This is a genomic window from Bradyrhizobium sp. AZCC 2230 (assembly GCF_036924495.1).
Classification (GTDB): domain Bacteria; phylum Pseudomonadota; class Alphaproteobacteria; order Rhizobiales; family Xanthobacteraceae; genus Bradyrhizobium; species Bradyrhizobium rifense.
The window spans coordinates 4,598,928-4,613,339 of the sequence record NZ_JAZHRS010000001.1 but is presented as its reverse complement, the minus strand read 5'-3'; the positions used below and the strand labels follow the sequence as shown (position 1 = coordinate 4,613,339).

At 61.7% G+C, this 14,412-nt stretch carries 14 protein-coding genes and 1 pseudogene; 8 read left to right on the top strand and 7 right to left on the bottom strand.

What is annotated here, in order from left to right:
- The first annotated feature begins 88 nt into the window (after positions 1 to 88).
- The 4 genes from V1280_RS22080 to V1280_RS22065 all read left to right on the top strand — a co-directional run bounded on the left by V1280_RS22080 (position 89) and on the right by V1280_RS22065 (position 3,392).
- Positions 89 to 508, top strand: coding sequence for a CopG family transcriptional regulator (locus V1280_RS22080; RefSeq protein WP_334528761.1), 420 nt, complete (start codon positions 89 to 91; stop codon positions 506 to 508).
- A 5-nt stretch (positions 509 to 513) separates the two neighbouring features.
- On the top strand, positions 514 to 1,692 hold the full coding sequence (locus V1280_RS22075) for an extracellular catalytic domain type 1 short-chain-length polyhydroxyalkanoate depolymerase (RefSeq protein ID WP_334528758.1): 1,179 nt from the start codon (positions 514 to 516) through the stop codon (positions 1,690 to 1,692).
- Positions 1,693 to 1,918: 226 nt separating this feature from the next.
- Positions 1,919 to 2,845, top strand: coding sequence for a non-homologous end joining protein Ku (gene ku, locus V1280_RS22070; protein ID WP_334528755.1), 927 nt, complete (start codon positions 1,919 to 1,921; stop codon positions 2,843 to 2,845).
- A gap of 79 nt (positions 2,846 to 2,924) precedes the next feature.
- Entirely contained in the window at positions 2,925 to 3,392 is a 468-nt protein-coding gene (locus tag V1280_RS22065) for a metallophosphoesterase family protein (RefSeq protein ID WP_334528753.1), read from the top strand.
- Positions 3,393 to 3,520: 128 nt separating this feature from the next.
- Here V1280_RS22065 and V1280_RS22060 read toward each other — a convergent pair whose 3' ends face one another.
- The 7 genes and pseudogenes from V1280_RS22060 to V1280_RS22030 form a co-directional block, all read right to left on the bottom strand.
- On the bottom strand, positions 3,521 to 3,775 hold the full coding sequence (locus V1280_RS22060; RefSeq protein ID WP_334528750.1) for a FitA-like ribbon-helix-helix domain-containing protein: 255 nt from the start codon (positions 3,773 to 3,775) through the stop codon (positions 3,521 to 3,523).
- A 76-nt stretch (positions 3,776 to 3,851) separates the two neighbouring features.
- Positions 3,852 to 4,954 (bottom strand): annotated as a pseudogene (gene dinB / locus V1280_RS22055) (DNA polymerase IV).
- A 40-nt stretch (positions 4,955 to 4,994) separates the two neighbouring features.
- The gene (locus tag V1280_RS22050; protein ID WP_334528747.1) at positions 4,995 to 5,267 is read right to left on the bottom strand and encodes a hypothetical protein; all 273 of its coding nucleotides are present in this window, start codon (positions 5,265 to 5,267) and stop codon (positions 4,995 to 4,997) included.
- 570 nt (positions 5,268 to 5,837) lie between these two features.
- Complete coding sequence (locus tag V1280_RS22045; protein WP_334528745.1) at positions 5,838 to 6,941, bottom strand: alkene reductase; 1,104 nt, start codon at positions 6,939 to 6,941, stop codon at positions 5,838 to 5,840.
- Positions 6,942 to 7,019: 78 nt separating this feature from the next.
- Complete coding sequence (locus V1280_RS22040; RefSeq protein ID WP_334528742.1) at positions 7,020 to 7,694, bottom strand: peroxiredoxin-like family protein; 675 nt, start codon at positions 7,692 to 7,694, stop codon at positions 7,020 to 7,022.
- Positions 7,695 to 7,844: 150 nt separating this feature from the next.
- On the bottom strand, positions 7,845 to 8,162 hold the full coding sequence (locus V1280_RS22035) for a hypothetical protein (protein WP_334528739.1): 318 nt from the start codon (positions 8,160 to 8,162) through the stop codon (positions 7,845 to 7,847).
- Positions 8,163 to 8,310: 148 nt separating this feature from the next.
- Positions 8,311 to 9,192, bottom strand: a complete 882-nt coding sequence (locus V1280_RS22030; RefSeq protein WP_334528736.1) for a LysR family transcriptional regulator — start codon at positions 9,190 to 9,192, stop codon at positions 8,311 to 8,313.
- Between the two features lie 103 nt (positions 9,193 to 9,295).
- On the opposite strand from V1280_RS22030, the gene V1280_RS22025 reads away from it, so the two are divergent.
- The 4 genes from V1280_RS22025 (at position 9,296) to V1280_RS22010 (ending at position 14,411) form a co-directional block, all read left to right on the top strand.
- Complete coding sequence (locus V1280_RS22025; protein WP_334528733.1) at positions 9,296 to 9,547, top strand: hypothetical protein; 252 nt, start codon at positions 9,296 to 9,298, stop codon at positions 9,545 to 9,547.
- Between the two features lie 90 nt (positions 9,548 to 9,637).
- The gene (locus V1280_RS22020; RefSeq protein WP_334528730.1) at positions 9,638 to 12,496 is read left to right on the top strand and encodes an ATP-binding protein; all 2,859 of its coding nucleotides are present in this window, start codon (positions 9,638 to 9,640) and stop codon (positions 12,494 to 12,496) included.
- A 344-nt stretch (positions 12,497 to 12,840) separates the two neighbouring features.
- Positions 12,841 to 13,224: a hypothetical protein gene (locus V1280_RS22015; protein WP_334528727.1), complete on the top strand. Its 384-nt coding sequence runs from the start codon at positions 12,841 to 12,843 to the stop codon at positions 13,222 to 13,224.
- Positions 13,225 to 13,643: 419 nt separating this feature from the next.
- Positions 13,644 to 14,411, top strand: coding sequence for an enoyl-CoA hydratase/isomerase family protein (locus V1280_RS22010; RefSeq protein ID WP_334528724.1), 768 nt, complete (start codon positions 13,644 to 13,646; stop codon positions 14,409 to 14,411).
- Position 14,412 lies beyond the last annotated feature (1 nt).

The following is a 14,412-nucleotide window of genomic DNA, read 5'->3' as shown; positions in this document are numbered from 1 at the left end:
TCGATTTTTCGCTCCCTTGAAACCCCGCCATGAACATCCATATGACATCCATGGAACATCCCATTGGATGGTTGAAATGGATGCTTTCATGGCCGGCAATGTTCGCGAGCTGCGACCCCGAATCCCCGATACTGAGAAGATCACGATCAACCTTGGCTATGTCGATCTGGGTCAGGTCGATCTGATGGTGCAGGAAGGGTTCTATTCGAACCGCACCGATTTCATCCGGACGGCCATCCGCAACCAGCTTGAACGCCACGCGGACGTCGTGAAGCAGTCGACGGTCCGAAAGGGCTTGGACTTGGGCCTGCGGAACTACAGCCGCGAGGATCTCGAAGCGGCGCGGCGCGCCGGCGAGATGCTGCACATCAACGTGCTGGGTCTCGCGACCATCGCCCAGGACGTCACCCCCGAGCTGGCCCGCGCCACCATTGCTTCGGTCTCGGTGCTCGGTGCCCTTCACGCCACTCCCGCGGTCAAGGCCGCACTCTCCGACAGAACTAGGTGAATGCGATGCTGAATCAGAACATGATTTCTGAGGCCACGCGCCTCACGCGTGCGGGCCACCTGGTCGAGGCCACCGCGCTCCTGCAGCGCATGCTCCGCGGCGAGAGCGCCTCCGAGCCGTCGGGCAGCACCGCCCGTGTCTCGCCAGCTCGGCTCGAGCCGCCGACCATCAACGTGACGGCCAACGTCGCGGAGGAGAAGGAAAGCCGACGAACCGCCCGCGTTTCTCCCGCTCCTTTGCAGCGCAGGAGCATCGCCCAGTTCGATCGCTTGAAAGACTTCCCCGGACTCAACCTGCGTGGTCCGATGACCCGCGCTCCGCCTGCCACGACGGATATCGCACCCGAAGGCACGAGGTTCATCGCAGGCACCTTCCGCAGCGCTGCCGGAAGCCGGACCTATAAACTGTTCATCCCCAGCCGCTCGCAAGGAGAACCGCTTCCGCTCGTGGTCATGCTCCACGGTTGCACCCAGTCGCCGGACGATTTCGCGGCCGGCACCCGGATGAATTTCCTGGCGGAAGAACAAAATTGCTTCGTGGTCTATCCGGAGCAGCCCAGCGGAGCCAATCAGTCAAAATGCTGGAACTGGTTTCGCACGGGCGACCAGCAGCGGAACGGGGGCGAGCCGTCGCTGATAGCGGGCATCACCCGTCAGATCATGCAGGACTATCCGATCGACCCGAACCGCGTCTACGTCGCAGGGCTCTCGGCCGGCGGGGCGGCTGCCGCTATCATGGGGGCGACGCACGCCGATCTGTACGCGGCCGTTGGGATCCATTCCGGCCTGGCATGCGGCGCAGCAAGCGATCTTCCCTCAGCGTTCGTCGCGATGCGGCAGGGCGGCGGGAAAGCCAGGAATGGCGGCCCGTCAGTGCCGATCATCGTTTTCCATGGCGACCGTGACACCACTGTGAATCCGAACAACGCCGACCGGATTGTCGAGCAGTCCGCGACGGGGATGAGATCGAAAGCGATCGAGGGACGAGTGCCGGACGGACACGGATATACCCGCACGATCCTGACCCATGCCGACGGGCGCGTCGTGTCCGAGCATTGGAATGTTCACGGCGCTGGTCATGCCTGGGCGGGAGGCAGTCCCGCAGGCTCCTACACCGATCCGCGCGGGCCGGACGCAACCAGGGAAATGCTGCGCTTCTTCCTCGATCATTCGCTCGGGAGTTAGTCGAAACCAGGTTCGCGCAGCGGTTCCCGAGCGAGCTGAAGCCAGCTGGTCTCGCACACGGATTATATTCCCGTTTCGTTCTGAAGAGTGAAGAGGCCCGGTTCGGATTCTGCTGGCATCGCGGCCGACGCAAATGAATCTCAGGGTAAGCGGCTGGCGTGTCGGAACTGGCCGCCCCCGTTCGTCTTGAGTCCGAGTCCCCGTAACCTGGAGCGTTGCGTTCACCATGGCCCCGCGAGCGAACTGGAAAGGCTTCCTGCGTCTGTCCCTCGTCACCTGCCCGGTGGCGCTCTATCCGGCGACCTCGGAGAGCGAGAAGATCGCGTTCAACCAGCTGAACCGGGCGACGGGTCACCGCATCAAATATCTAAAGGTCGATGCCGACACCGGCGACGAGGTGCCCAACGAAGACATCGTTAAGGGCTACCAGATCGAGAAGGACCAGTTCATCGAGGTCACCAAGGAGGAGCTAGAGGAGGTCGCGCTAGAGTCCACGCGCACCATCGAGATCGATGAGTTCGTGGACCGAACCGAGATCGATCCGCGCTACCTGATCCGCCCCTACTATCTGCGTCCGGACGGCAAGGTCGGCCACGACGCCTTCGCGGTGATCCGCGAGACCATCCGGGAGATGGACAAGGTGGCGATCGGCCGCGTGGTTCTCACCAGCCGCGAGCACATCATCGCGCTCGAGCCCATGAACAAGGGTCTCGTCGGCACGCTGCTGCGCTACCCCTACGAGGTCCGCTCCGAGCAGGAGTACTTCGACGAGATCCAGGACGTCAAAGTCACCAAGGACATGCTCGACCTCGCAAGGCACATCGTCAACCAGAAGACGGGCACGTTCGACCCCGAGAAATTCGAGGATCACTACGAGACCGCGCTGGTCGACCTGATCAACCAGAAGCGTGCAGGCAAGACCATCCGCCCGAAGGAGCGGCCCAAAGGCGAAAACGTGGTCGATCTGATGGAGGCGCTGCGGCAGAGCGTCGGTCGGGAGGCTGCGCCGGCGAAGGCAGCAAAGCCCACCAAGAAGCCGCGCAAGGAGGCGGCGGGCCAGAAAGAGATGTTGATGCCGATCCAAGGCAAGAAGCCGGCGAAGGAAGCAGCGGCGAAGAAACCCGCGACGGGCCAGCGGCGGAAGTCGGCTTAGGCGGTTGATGTCCGGGCACCGCGGTGCATCAGGAAGCCGCGGCCCAACGCGCGATAAAGTGCTTCAACCGGACGCTTCGATGACCTTCACCATCGGCATCATCTCGGATACGCACGGCCTGCTCAGGCCGGAGGCTCTTCGCATGCTGGCCCATGTCGACCACATCATTCACGGCGGCGACATCGGCGATCCCGAGATCATCACCGCGCTGCGGAGAATTGCCCCCGTCACGGCGATCAGTGGGAACGTGGACACGGGCGATTGGGCCACCGAATTTGCCAGGACCGAGTTCGTGCGGCTCTCCGGACGGCTGTTCTACGTTCTGCACGACCTCAACACTCTGCAGGTCGATCCCGTAGCTGAGGGCATCGATGTCATTGTTTCCGGCCACTCCCACGTGCCGAAGATCAACACCGTCGACGGCTTGCTCTACCTGAATCCGGGCAGTGCTGGGCGCCGACGCTTCAAGCTACCGATCACGCTTGCGCGCCTCGAAATCACGCCCGACGGTCTGAAACCGATCATCCACGATCTTGAAGTTGGATAGGCCGCGCCGCCGCACGTCCAGTCAGGCGAAACTTTCGGTGCCGTTTCGGCCGCCTTGGCTTCGAGCCAGTCACGGACCGATGGATGCGGTTCGGGCTTCATCGCCTCGGAGACCACATTCGAGCAAGATCATTCGAAGCGCATCGGCTCAGCGGGACGCGCGTCGCGGCCATGTTCAAGTGCCTCGACATCGGCATTGTTGAGGCCGATCTTCCGGCTCATCTCCGAAAGGGCGGTGCCGAGCCGCAGGCGGCTCTCGGGACGCACGGCGGCCTCCAGAATGGCGCGCATTTCCGCTTCCGCGCTGCGATTGTGCTGCGCCGCGCGGACTTTCAGAGCGCGATGCGCCTCCTCGGAGAGGTTACGGATGGTGACATCGGCCATGATAGCGTCCTCCAGAGACGGACGGCGATGCTATCAAAGTCAAATATTTGATGGTGTTTTTCAAGGGATAATGGCCTCAGATCGGCAGATCCAGCTGCGGCTCGGCTAGATCACTAGCCTGCAGCGATGACAGCGAGACCCCCAGTAGCCGCACGGATTTAGGCATCGGCATCTCGGCCTGCAGCAGGCCGACGGCTAGGCTTTCGAGATCGTCCCGGCTCGGAACCGGCGCCACGACAGACCTGCTGCGGGTGATGATCTCGAAGTCGAAGAACTTGACCTTCAGGGTCACCGTCCGCCCCCGATTCCCCGTGCCCTCGCAGTGGCGCCAGATCTTGTCGATCAATGGCCGGAGCTCGGCCGCCATCGCGTCGAATGTCGTGAGGTCCACCGAGAACGTGTTCTCGGCGCCGATGGACTTGCGGATGCGGTTGGCGCGGACGGGACGATCGTCGACGCCGCGCGAGATCCAGTAGTAATAGGCGCCGGACTCGCCGAAGTTGGCGTTCATGAATTCGAGCGTCTGGTTGCGGATGTCCATTCCGGTGAAGATGCCGAGGCCGTTCATCTTCGCGCTCGTCGCCGGACCGATGCCGTGGAATTTGCCGACCGGCAGCGACTCCACGAATGCGGCGCCCATCTTCGGAGAGATGACGTACTGGCCGTTCGGCTTCCTGTGATCCGAAGCGAGCTTCGCCAGAAACTTGTTGTAGCTGATGCCGGCCGAAGCGTTGAGACCCGTCTCGGCCTTGATCTTCTCGCGGATCCGACGTGCCACGTCGCGGGCGAGGGGTATGCCCTGCAAGTTTTCGGTGACGTCCAGATAAGCCTCGTCCAGCGACAGCGGCTCGATGATCAGGGTGTGCTCGGCGAAGATCTCGCGGATCTGCCGGCTAATGGCCTTGTAGACCTCGAAACGCGGCTTCACGAAAATCAGGTCCGGGCATTGCCGCCGGGCCGTGACCGAGGGCATTGCCGACCGCACCCCGAACTTACGGGCTTCATAGCTGGCAGCGGCAACGACCCCCCGCTCGGCCGAGCCACCGACTGCGACCGGTTTCCACGCAGGTCCGGATTGTCCCGCTGCTCGACTGACGCGTAGAAGGCGTCCATGTCGATATGGATGATCTTGCGATGGGGCGCCGTCGAGACGCCTTGCTCCGGATCGGATGGGGCCATGCGCGGATTATAGAGGACCGCAGTCGAGTCGTCGCAGCCGTTAGACCAGGTCCTCGGGCGGACACTCCGGACAGGTATCGCCGATAGAATCAAAGACCTCTGCGATCGCGACCGTGGCCGCCTCCGGCGACACGCCGGCCGGAGGATCCCGGCGGGCGATATCGAACGCGCGGTCGCTCGCATGCGGATCGGCGCGATCGTGAATCCACCCGTGCTCCTCGCATTCACGTATGGCGCCGGCGTCGTTGAGCACGGAGATGGCCCAACCGCGCAGCGTCCGGACCGCAGGCCGCCTATCCTTGAACATCAGCATCGAATTCGCTCCACCGGGATGAATTCTCGTCTCCCGCCGCCGTTCCTGCCGGTTAGCACAGCGCAGGGATTCGAAATCGCGGGCAGTGTAGCTTGTCCACGTGTTCCGCCTTCCTGCGCACACACTACGAGGCCGCAGCGGGATCTTCCTTCTCGCCCGTCGCGACGATCTTCAACGCGCCGTCCGGCAGCGGCCGCTGCAGCCGCAAAGGGCGCCGGGACCCAGCCGGACGCCAACCACCTAAGCCAGAGCCCCGCCGGCCGGGGATTCCGGCCCGGTGGTACGACGAACGCTTGGTCCGGTACCAACCGGGCCGCACGGCTCCCAGAACGCCAGTTCGCCGGCCGGGCCAACGGTGGCGCGTGCCAGTCGCTTTGGTTGTAGGCAAAACCACGTTGCCGCCTGGGACCACCAGTGCCTGCCGACGCAGGCCCACCACGTACGCAGGTAGCTTGCCCTACGCAACGGGTCGTCGATCCTGCCCGGCGTCGATAGTCCGTTGGTGCCGCGCTCCGGCGTGGCAGGGGCCCATCCAACCGCACTCGCGGAGGGATAGGGAAGCGCTGCCGCTTAGGCGGCAGCCGCCGCCTCGGCGACCGGGTAGTCCGTATAGCCGCGCGCGTCGCCGCCATAGAAGGTCGACCGGTCGTAGCGAGTGAGGGGCAGGCCCTGCCGCAGCCGTTCCGGCAGATCAGGGTTCGAGATGAAGTGGCGACCGAAGGCGACAAGGTCGGCATCGCCGAAGGTGACGATGGCTTCTGCGGAAGCCGGGGTGAAGCCGCCAGCCGCGATCAAAGTCCGCGAGAACTTCGGCCGCAGATGCTGCGTGGCGATCGGCGACCGGCCATGCGCGACTTCCTCGGTGCCCTTGATGCGCGGTTCGACGACGTGGAGATAGGCGACGCCCAGGCGGTCAAGCTGCGTCGTCACGTAGCCGAACGTCGCCGCCGGGTTGCTGTCCGACATGGATCCGTAGGTGCCGCTCGGCGCGATGCGCACGCCGACGCGATCGGCTCCCCAGGCGGAGATCGCGGCCTGCGTCACCTCCAGCAGGAAGCGGGCGCGGTTTTCGATGGGCCCGCCGTATTCGTCGGTCCTCTTGTTCGTTCCGTCCTGCAGGAACTGGTCGGGCAGGTAACCGTTCGCGCCATGGATTTCGACGCCATCGAAGCCTGCCCGCAGCGCCCGCTCGGCGCCCGACCGAAACTCTTCGATGATGCCGGGGATCTCATGCAATTCGAGAGCGCGCGGCATCGAGAACGGGACTTCGCCGCGTTTGGAGTACGCGTAGCCCTCGGCAGCGATGGCGGAGGGCGCGACCGGCGCGTCGCCGTTCGGCTGCAAGTCGACATGCGACTGCCGGCCGACGTGCCACAATTGCTGGAAGATGCGGCCGCCCTCGGAATGGACCGCGTTGGTGACGCGTTGCCATCCTGCGATCTGAGTGTCGGAGTAGATGCCAGGCGCACCGGCATAACCGTTGCCGCGGGTCGAGACCGGCGTCGCTTCGGAGACGATCAGGCCGCTTTTGGACGCGCGCTGTGTATAGTATTCGACCATAAGGTCGCTCGGGATGTCGCCCGGATCCGAGCGCATCCGCGTCAGCGGCGCCATCACGACGCGATGGGATAACTTGTAGGGACCGATCTGGGTCGGCGTGAACAGCTTGGACATTGGTATGTTCCTTTCGTGGCTTGAGTGGAGGGACAGCGGCCGATGGTCATTGCGCCCCACCGGCCGCCTCATGCGCCGTCACGCCTTGACGGCGGCCGCCTGCTGGAGGACCGGGATCATGTCTTCTGGCTCGGGCCGGCGGGTGTAGTCGGGGTTCACTTCGGAATAGAGGATCAAGCCGTCCTGTCCGATGACATAGCGGGCCGGCATCGGCAGGGTCCAACTCGGGTCGTCGTTGAACGTCGGCAGATCGTTCTTGAGCTGCTTGTAGAGTTCGACCAGATAGTCGGGCAGGTCGAAGCGCAGGCCGAATTCGGCGCCGACCTTGCCTTTCACGTCCGACAGGATCGGGAATGAGAGCTTGTTCTGACGCACCGACTTGCGGCTGTTGGGGGCGGTCTGCGGCGAGATCGCGACCAGCGAGGCCGCGTACCGGTCGAACTCCGGCTTTGCGGCTTCGAGCGCCTGCAGCTCCGTGTTGCAGTATGGGCACCAGACGCCGCGGTAGAAGCTGAGCACCAGCGGACCACGCTTCAGGAGATCGGCTGAGCTGATGACGTTGCCTTCCGGATCCTTCAGCGAAAAGGACGGGGCGATATCGCCGGCTTTCTTGGCACGCCGGGCAGCCCCTGACTCGATCAGTTCGGCGGTGGCGCGGTGCATCGTCTCGATGACCGAGCGAGGAACATTGTAGGGCGGCTTTCCGGCTTCGAAATCGGCTTTGAAGGCGTCGAGCTTGGCTTGAAGCGACATGACTGGTCTCCTTTGGCGTCTGCGTGGAGGACGGCGGCGCCGCCCGTTTGGTTGAACTCACGCGCAGAAACTAAAGGAGACCGCCATACGAGGTAGCGGGCATGTCGGACTAGCGCTTATTCCGCTCGGGAATGATCGCGGCGCTGCGGTTCAGCAGCCCCTGCAGATGATCAGCTTGCGATCGAGTTCCCGGTCGAACTGCTGTTGCTGATGCTCCCATGCCGAGACGGCTTCGTGCTGGGGGACATTTGCCTGGTGCGGTTGCCGATGGCCGACCGGAGCAAGCCAGGGCAAGCGCGAGGTCAACACGATCGGCGCACGATCTTTGGCGGCGCTGATCGACACATCGGGGGAAGCGGCGACGGTATCTTGCCGATAGGTAGCGTTTGCCGGTGAAAGCAGGGCGGCAAAGATGGCGACGGCGGCGCTTGCGCTAAGTGAGCTCTTCAGGATCGGGGTGCGGGACATGGTGACACTCCTTTGCAGGAGGCTCGGGATGAGCAGCTCCGTTGCGTGTCACCGTACTCATCTGCCCGAGGCGTTGAATGCCGGTCGGGATCGAAGACATGCTCGTTCGTCTCACGAGTCGCGCGAACTACGCCCGCGGCTGCATCGCCTACGCATTGAATCCACGCTCGAAGAAGGCGACGAACGCTCGCGCTTTGGCCGTCGCCGCACGACCGGTCGGAAGCACCGCCCATAGGTCGAGTGGCGGGAGACTCCATTCCGACAGGACCGCACGTACGGCGCCGGATCGCAGTTCGGGGGTGAACATCCATTCCGACGCGACGGTCAGTCCGGCATGGGCGAGCACCGCCGCTCTCACACCTTCCGCTGCGGTCACCCGTAATCTGCTTTGAACGCTAACGGCCAATTCCGTACTTTCGCGCCTGAACGACCACACACTGCCTTCTCCTTGCAGATAGACGACGGCCTGATGCTTGCTCAGCTCACTCGGCGTCGACGGCGTGCCTGCCCGATCGAAGTAGGCGGGCGTGCCCAGCACGAGCCGCTTGCACCTTGCGACGCGCCGAGCGGTCAGCGTCGAATCCATCATCTTCCCCATCCGGAGAGCCACATCGATGCCCTCCTGGACCAGGTCGATTTGACGGTCATCCAGGATCACCTCGAGGTCCAATTCCGGATGCTGCGCCATGAACTGCGGCAACATCGGAATGAGATGGATCCGCGCAAACGTGACGGCGGCGCAGACGCGCAATCGTCCTTTGAGACCTGCTCCCGCTCCACGCGCGGCGAGCTCGGCCTCCGCCGCTTCTTCAAGCGCCCGCCTGGCGCGCTCGAGATAGCCAAGCCCGGCTTCGGTGGGCGTTAGTCCTCGCGTCGAGCGCGTCAGCAGCTTGACTCCGAGATATTCCTCGAGTTGCGCGACCGATTTCGAGACGGCTGGTTGTCCTACTCGAAGCTGCCGCGCCGCTCCGGAGAAGGACCCCGTTTCGACCACCCGCACGAACGTCTCCATCGAAGCCAGACGATCCATCCTATTCTCCGCAGGAATGAGCGATATCGCTCCGCCCTATCTGCCATGCCGCGCGAGAATTGGCCATCTCTCCACGCATTCGAGCCGTCCAAGGAGAGAAGCGATGGGCGCCTATCAAGACGTGACCGCGATGACGGTCCGCAGCGCCGGAACTGTTTCCCGCGGCACGGTCCGCGCGAAGGCCATCGCCTTCGAAACGGTGCAGTCCCTGTCTGGAACGGTGAGGGACGCGCTGTTCGCATATGCGATGACGGGCAGCGCGGTGGCAAGCCTCGCGATCATCGCCGCGCCGCATTTTGAGGCGCTGTTGCGCTGCTCGAGAGCCAACTCTCCGAAATCAAGCATGGCGCAGTAGACTTCATGAGGATCCGGCGTAAAGTCGTCCCAGCGAGGAACTCCGCTTCGCGCGAATGTCCGCGCCGGCTCCTGTGAGCGGAACACTTGCATGAATGATCATCGTCATTCCTTCCAGGACGAAGTCCTTTCCTTTGGGCCATTCAGTTTGTTTGTGACTGGCAGGCAGCTGAAGCGGGTCGACGAACCGGTACCTCTAGGTGGCCGCGCGTTCGATCTCCTGCTTGCCCTAGCGGAACGTGCGGGCGAAGTCGTCAGCTACGACGAGCTGATCTCATGCGCCTGGCCTAATGTGACCGTCTATGACGGAAATCTCCGCGTGCAGATCGCGGCCCTTCGTAAGGCGCTGAACGACGGAGAGGAGGGCGCTCGTTACATATCTAACGTCGCCGGTCGCGGCTATTGCTTTGTCGCACCTGTGTCGCATTTGACAACGCGGTCGACCACCGCCGAAGAAAACGCTGACGCTGAGCTGTCGACGAAGCTGCCGCTGCCATTGGCACGGATGGTCGGTCGGGATGAAGTCGTTCGAGCCGTATCCGAGCAGCTCATCATGGGACGCTTCGTGAGCATCGTGGGCCCAGGTGGCATAGGAAAGACGACGGTCGCCATTTCAGTTGCGCATTTGTTGCTGCGCGGCTTCCGTGGCGCCGCTGTCTTTATCGATCTGAGCGCGTTGACAAATCCCCAACTCGTGCTGGCGACAGTCGGCTCGGCGCTCGGCTTTATGGTTCAGGCTCACGATCCTTTCGGCAGCCTTGTGGCATTTCTAGGCGACAGAAAGATCCTTCTGATTCTCGACAACTGTGAGCACGTGATTGACGCGGCGTCGGCGTTTGCAGGACGCCTCGTCAACGAGGCGCCACAAGCGCATATTCTCGCGACCAGCCGCGAGCCGCTTCGCGTCGAGGGAGAGCACGTCCACCTGTTATATTCACTTGAGTTTCCGCCGGCGGATGCCGATCTGACTGCCGCGGAGGTGCTCAGATATTCGGCTGCTCAGCTTTTTGTGGAACGGGCAGCGGCCGCTGGCCATAGTACGGCATTGAGCGACGTTGACGCACCGATCGTCGCTGCGATCTGTCGTCGACTTGATGGAATCGCGCTCGCCATCGAGCTCGCGGCCAGTCGCGCCGGCTCTCTCGGGATTCGTGGAATTGCGGAGCTGCTCGACAATCGCTTCAGCCTGCTCTGGCACGGACGCCGAAGCGGGTTGCCCCGGCACCAAACCATGAACGCGATGCTCGACTGGAGTTACAACCTCCTTCCCGAGCAGGAAAGGGCCGTTCTTAGCAGGCTCTCGGTATTCGTGGGGGTTTTCACGGTTGAGGCAGCCTGCTCGGTTGCGTGGGAGGCGGGAGCAGACGAGGCCAGTTCTATCGAGGCTCTCGAAAGCCTAGTGACGAAGTCGCTTATATCGACGACCCGGGCATCCGAAGCGACATGTTATCGGGTGCTCGATACGACACGCGCATACGCCCGAGCAAAGCTCGCCGAGCGTGGTGAAGCAGATTCCATCGCGCGCCGTCATGCGGAATACTATTCCAAGTTTCTCCAACGCGACGAGATTACCCGCTCGAGGATCGGCCAACACGATTTTTCGCTATACGCCCCACATATAGGCAACGTGCGTGCGGCGCTGGAGTGGGCACTGTCGGATCGTGGGGATCCCGCCTTCGGAACAGCTCTAGTTGCGCAAGCGGCGCCGCTGCTCTCGGGCCTATCTTTGCTGGAAGAGTGCAGATACTTTTGCGAAAGGGCTTTGGCCGCTCTCGAGGATAACAGCATTGACGCGCGAACGGAGATGATTCTCCAGGAAGCTCTGGCGCTCGCGTCTATGTACACTCGCGGACACGACGCCCGCGCTCGCGCCGCGCTCGAGCGCGGGCTCGTACTCGCCGAGGCACTCGAGGACAGGCCGCGCGAATTGCAACTCTTGGCGAGCTTGAATCTGTTCCTCGTCCGGCAACGTGACCTTCGCGGCGCGCGAGCGGCTGTCGAACGCGGAAGGCGCGTGGCGCAGGCAATCTCAGACCCTGCCGGCCTTGTCTGGGCCGAGTGGATGACGGGTGTTTCGCATTACATGCGTGGAGATCAGGCTTCAGCGCAGGTTCATATCGAAAAAGGAATGTCACTTGACGCCGAAGTCGGCTCACACCACGCTAACAACTACTTTGGAAGCATCAATCGCACAGGAGCCATCGTGGCTCTTGCCAGAGTCTTGTGGCTCCGTGGGTTTCCGGATCGGGCGCTGCGAACAGCACAAAATGCAATCGATGAAATGAGCGGTGGCCGAAACCACCCTGTATGTGTTTGCACATCCCTGCTCTACGGCGCTTCGGTCATTTTCTGGACTGGGAATTTCTCCAGGGCCTGGGAGTTGGTCGAACAGTTGATAGTATACGCCGAAAGATACGCTCTGCGGCCTTATCGCGCCGCGGGGGTTGGGCTGAAGGGCGAACTTCAGGTCGCCAGTGGCGAGGCACAAGCTGGAACAGAGTCATTGCGGGAAGCGTTGGAAATTATGCAAGCCGAGCGGTACCACGTGGTTCGTACCGCAGCTATGGGGGCGCTCGCAGAAGGCCTTCGAAAAATCGGGCAGTTCGAAGAGGCATTCTTTACGATCGATGGTGCAATTGCCTCCGCGACTCATACAGGTGCCGAGTTTGACATGCCCGAACTGCTACGCGTCAAGGCGCAAATCCTTGCCGCGCGAAAGGAGCGTGCATCCGCCAGGACATGTTTGAGGGCGTCGATTGCGAAGGCGCAGGCACAACATGCGCTCAGTCTTGAACTCAGGGCGGCCATGGCACTTGCGGTCCTTCTTCAGGAAGATGGCGAGAGTGTCGAAGCCCGTCAATGCGTGGCCGGCGTCTACGACCGTTTCACGGAAGGTTTCGATACTTTGGATCTGAAATTGGCGCATGCGATGATCTCGCAAGACGGATGAACCTTATCGCAAGTGTGTGACGCCAGGCGGCTGGCGCCGCCCCGAAGGTGGCCTAAATGGTTTAGATCAAGGTCCATCTATAAGCAGTCTTGCTCACGTTCCAGCGGCGGAGTGTCACGTGGATTTCCAGATCGCGCTTCCTCAAAATATGGAACCATGATCGTGGTGGTTCTTGATAGAACCTTAGGCGGATATGCCGGAACCGCCTCACGATCGCCGTGGAAGATCCACAGAGCGCGTGAGAAGCCGTTCCAATTTACACTTTTTTACATCATACAATGCGCCAAGGCTCCCCAACTCAGTCATGTTGGTGAGAATATCTTCTGTGACGGTAGTGGACTGACATGCCAAGTTCCCCATCTTCACCCGATGTTCCTATCCGGCTCCCTCCGCTGGTTGCTGGATTCGTCGAAGCAACGAACAGTTTCGATTTGGAACGATTACTGGGCACATTTGCCGACGATGCCCTCGTCAACGATCAATTGCGCGACTACTGGGGCAAAGCGGCCATCAGGGACTGGGCAGAGCGAGACATCATCGGCGATAGGCTGACGATCGCGGTCACAAAAATAGTGAGTCACTACGGAAATTTCATTGTCACTGCCGATGTTGATGGAAATTTCGATAAGCGCGGGTTACCTGACCCACTTGTCCTGGCGTTTTATTTCACGGCGTACCACGAACTCATTGCCCAATTGATCATCCTGCGCAATCGCCGTGATATTTGATCCGCTTTCGCGCGAGGGCCGCTCCACGCTCGCCCTGCAACCTTTCGAGACGACCCATTTGTCGGAAAACGGCGTGCACGACGTGGGCGACTAAATGAAACCGGGATCGAAGAACGCAACGCGAGCTTTCGGTCCGTTGGTGCGCCTGCATCTTGGCGAACACATCTGGCTCGTAGCAAGACGGGCGGGCCATGCGTTCGAGCGCCTGCTGCGACATTGGAATTCAATCCTGACAAGAAACTTCAAGAACCGACCGATAGGTTGATCGATAATAACAGTCCGAGCTTGTGCGTTCGGCCATCGCCCACGTCATCGCCACGTAAGTCATCTCGGTTGGGTAAGCAGCCGTTCCTAGCGGACTTCTGGCTTACCCTGGGCCGAACAACTGAGCCGGTTCGAACCATACTGGAGAGACTCAAATGTCACGCTTCGAAGATTACCGCGAATCCTTCCCGAACGCGCGCCTCACGCGTTCAGGTACCGGCGTGCTGCAGGTCGTATTGCATACGAACGGGGACAAGCTCGTCTTCAATGGTTTTACGCACGAACAGTTTGTCGACCTGTTCCATGCGATCGGGGAGGACAGAGAAAACCGGGTCGTGATCCTGACGGGAGCCGGCGACGCGTTCATGGATACAATTACCGAAGATGGCTTCGATTTCTTCACGCCCATGGGCTACGACAAGATCTATCGCGAGGGCAAAAGGGTCCTCATGAACATACTGGACATTGAGGTCCCAATGATCACAGCCCTCAACGGACCGGTCCTGCTGCACAGTGAGTATGCCTTGCTCACCGACATCATAATTGCGACGCCGGAAACCGTATTTCAGGACTTTCCTCATCCGGAGTTCGGCATCACCCCGGGAGACGGTATGCACCTTCTCTGGCCGGAAGTGATTGGCTCGATCCGAGGCCGATATTTCCTTCTGACTGGGCAGAAGCTCGACGCCAAGACTGCGAAAGAGTGGGGCGTGGTAAACGAGATCGTGCCGGCAGCCGGCTTACTTGCTCGCGCGTACGAGATAGCCGAAGGCATCGTTAAGATGCCGCCGCTCACAAGCAGTTATACTCGCATCGCTCTCACGCAGCGGCTGCGACGTCTGATCGACGAAGGAGTCGGCTACGGGCTTGCGCTTGAAGGGATAACTGCTGCCGACGTCGCGCGCAGAAGGTCGAAAAACTGAC

Coding starts and splice junctions, on each gene's coding strand:
- V1280_RS22080 (WP_334528761.1), top strand. CDS start 89: ATGGCCGGCAATGTTCGCGAGCTGCGACCCCGAATCCCCGATACTGAG.
- V1280_RS22075 (WP_334528758.1), top strand. CDS start 514: ATGCTGAATCAGAACATGATTTCTGAGGCCACGCGCCTCACGCGTGCG.
- ku (WP_334528755.1), top strand. CDS start 1,919: ATGGCCCCGCGAGCGAACTGGAAAGGCTTCCTGCGTCTGTCCCTCGTC.
- V1280_RS22065 (WP_334528753.1), top strand. CDS start 2,925: ATGACCTTCACCATCGGCATCATCTCGGATACGCACGGCCTGCTCAGG.
- V1280_RS22060 (WP_334528750.1), bottom strand. CDS start 3,775: ATGGCCGATGTCACCATCCGTAACCTCTCCGAGGAGGCGCATCGCGCT.
- V1280_RS22050 (WP_334528747.1), bottom strand. CDS start 5,267: ATGCTGATGTTCAAGGATAGGCGGCCTGCGGTCCGGACGCTGCGCGGT.
- V1280_RS22045 (WP_334528745.1), bottom strand. CDS start 6,941: ATGTCCAAGCTGTTCACGCCGACCCAGATCGGTCCCTACAAGTTATCC.
- V1280_RS22040 (WP_334528742.1), bottom strand. CDS start 7,694: ATGTCGCTTCAAGCCAAGCTCGACGCCTTCAAAGCCGATTTCGAAGCC.
- V1280_RS22035 (WP_334528739.1), bottom strand. CDS start 8,162: ATGTCCCGCACCCCGATCCTGAAGAGCTCACTTAGCGCAAGCGCCGCC.
- V1280_RS22030 (WP_334528736.1), bottom strand. CDS start 9,192: ATGGATCGTCTGGCTTCGATGGAGACGTTCGTGCGGGTGGTCGAAACG.
- V1280_RS22025 (WP_334528733.1), top strand. CDS start 9,296: ATGGGCGCCTATCAAGACGTGACCGCGATGACGGTCCGCAGCGCCGGA.
- V1280_RS22020 (WP_334528730.1), top strand. CDS start 9,638: ATGAATGATCATCGTCATTCCTTCCAGGACGAAGTCCTTTCCTTTGGG.
- V1280_RS22015 (WP_334528727.1), top strand. CDS start 12,841: ATGCCAAGTTCCCCATCTTCACCCGATGTTCCTATCCGGCTCCCTCCG.
- V1280_RS22010 (WP_334528724.1), top strand. CDS start 13,644: ATGTCACGCTTCGAAGATTACCGCGAATCCTTCCCGAACGCGCGCCTC.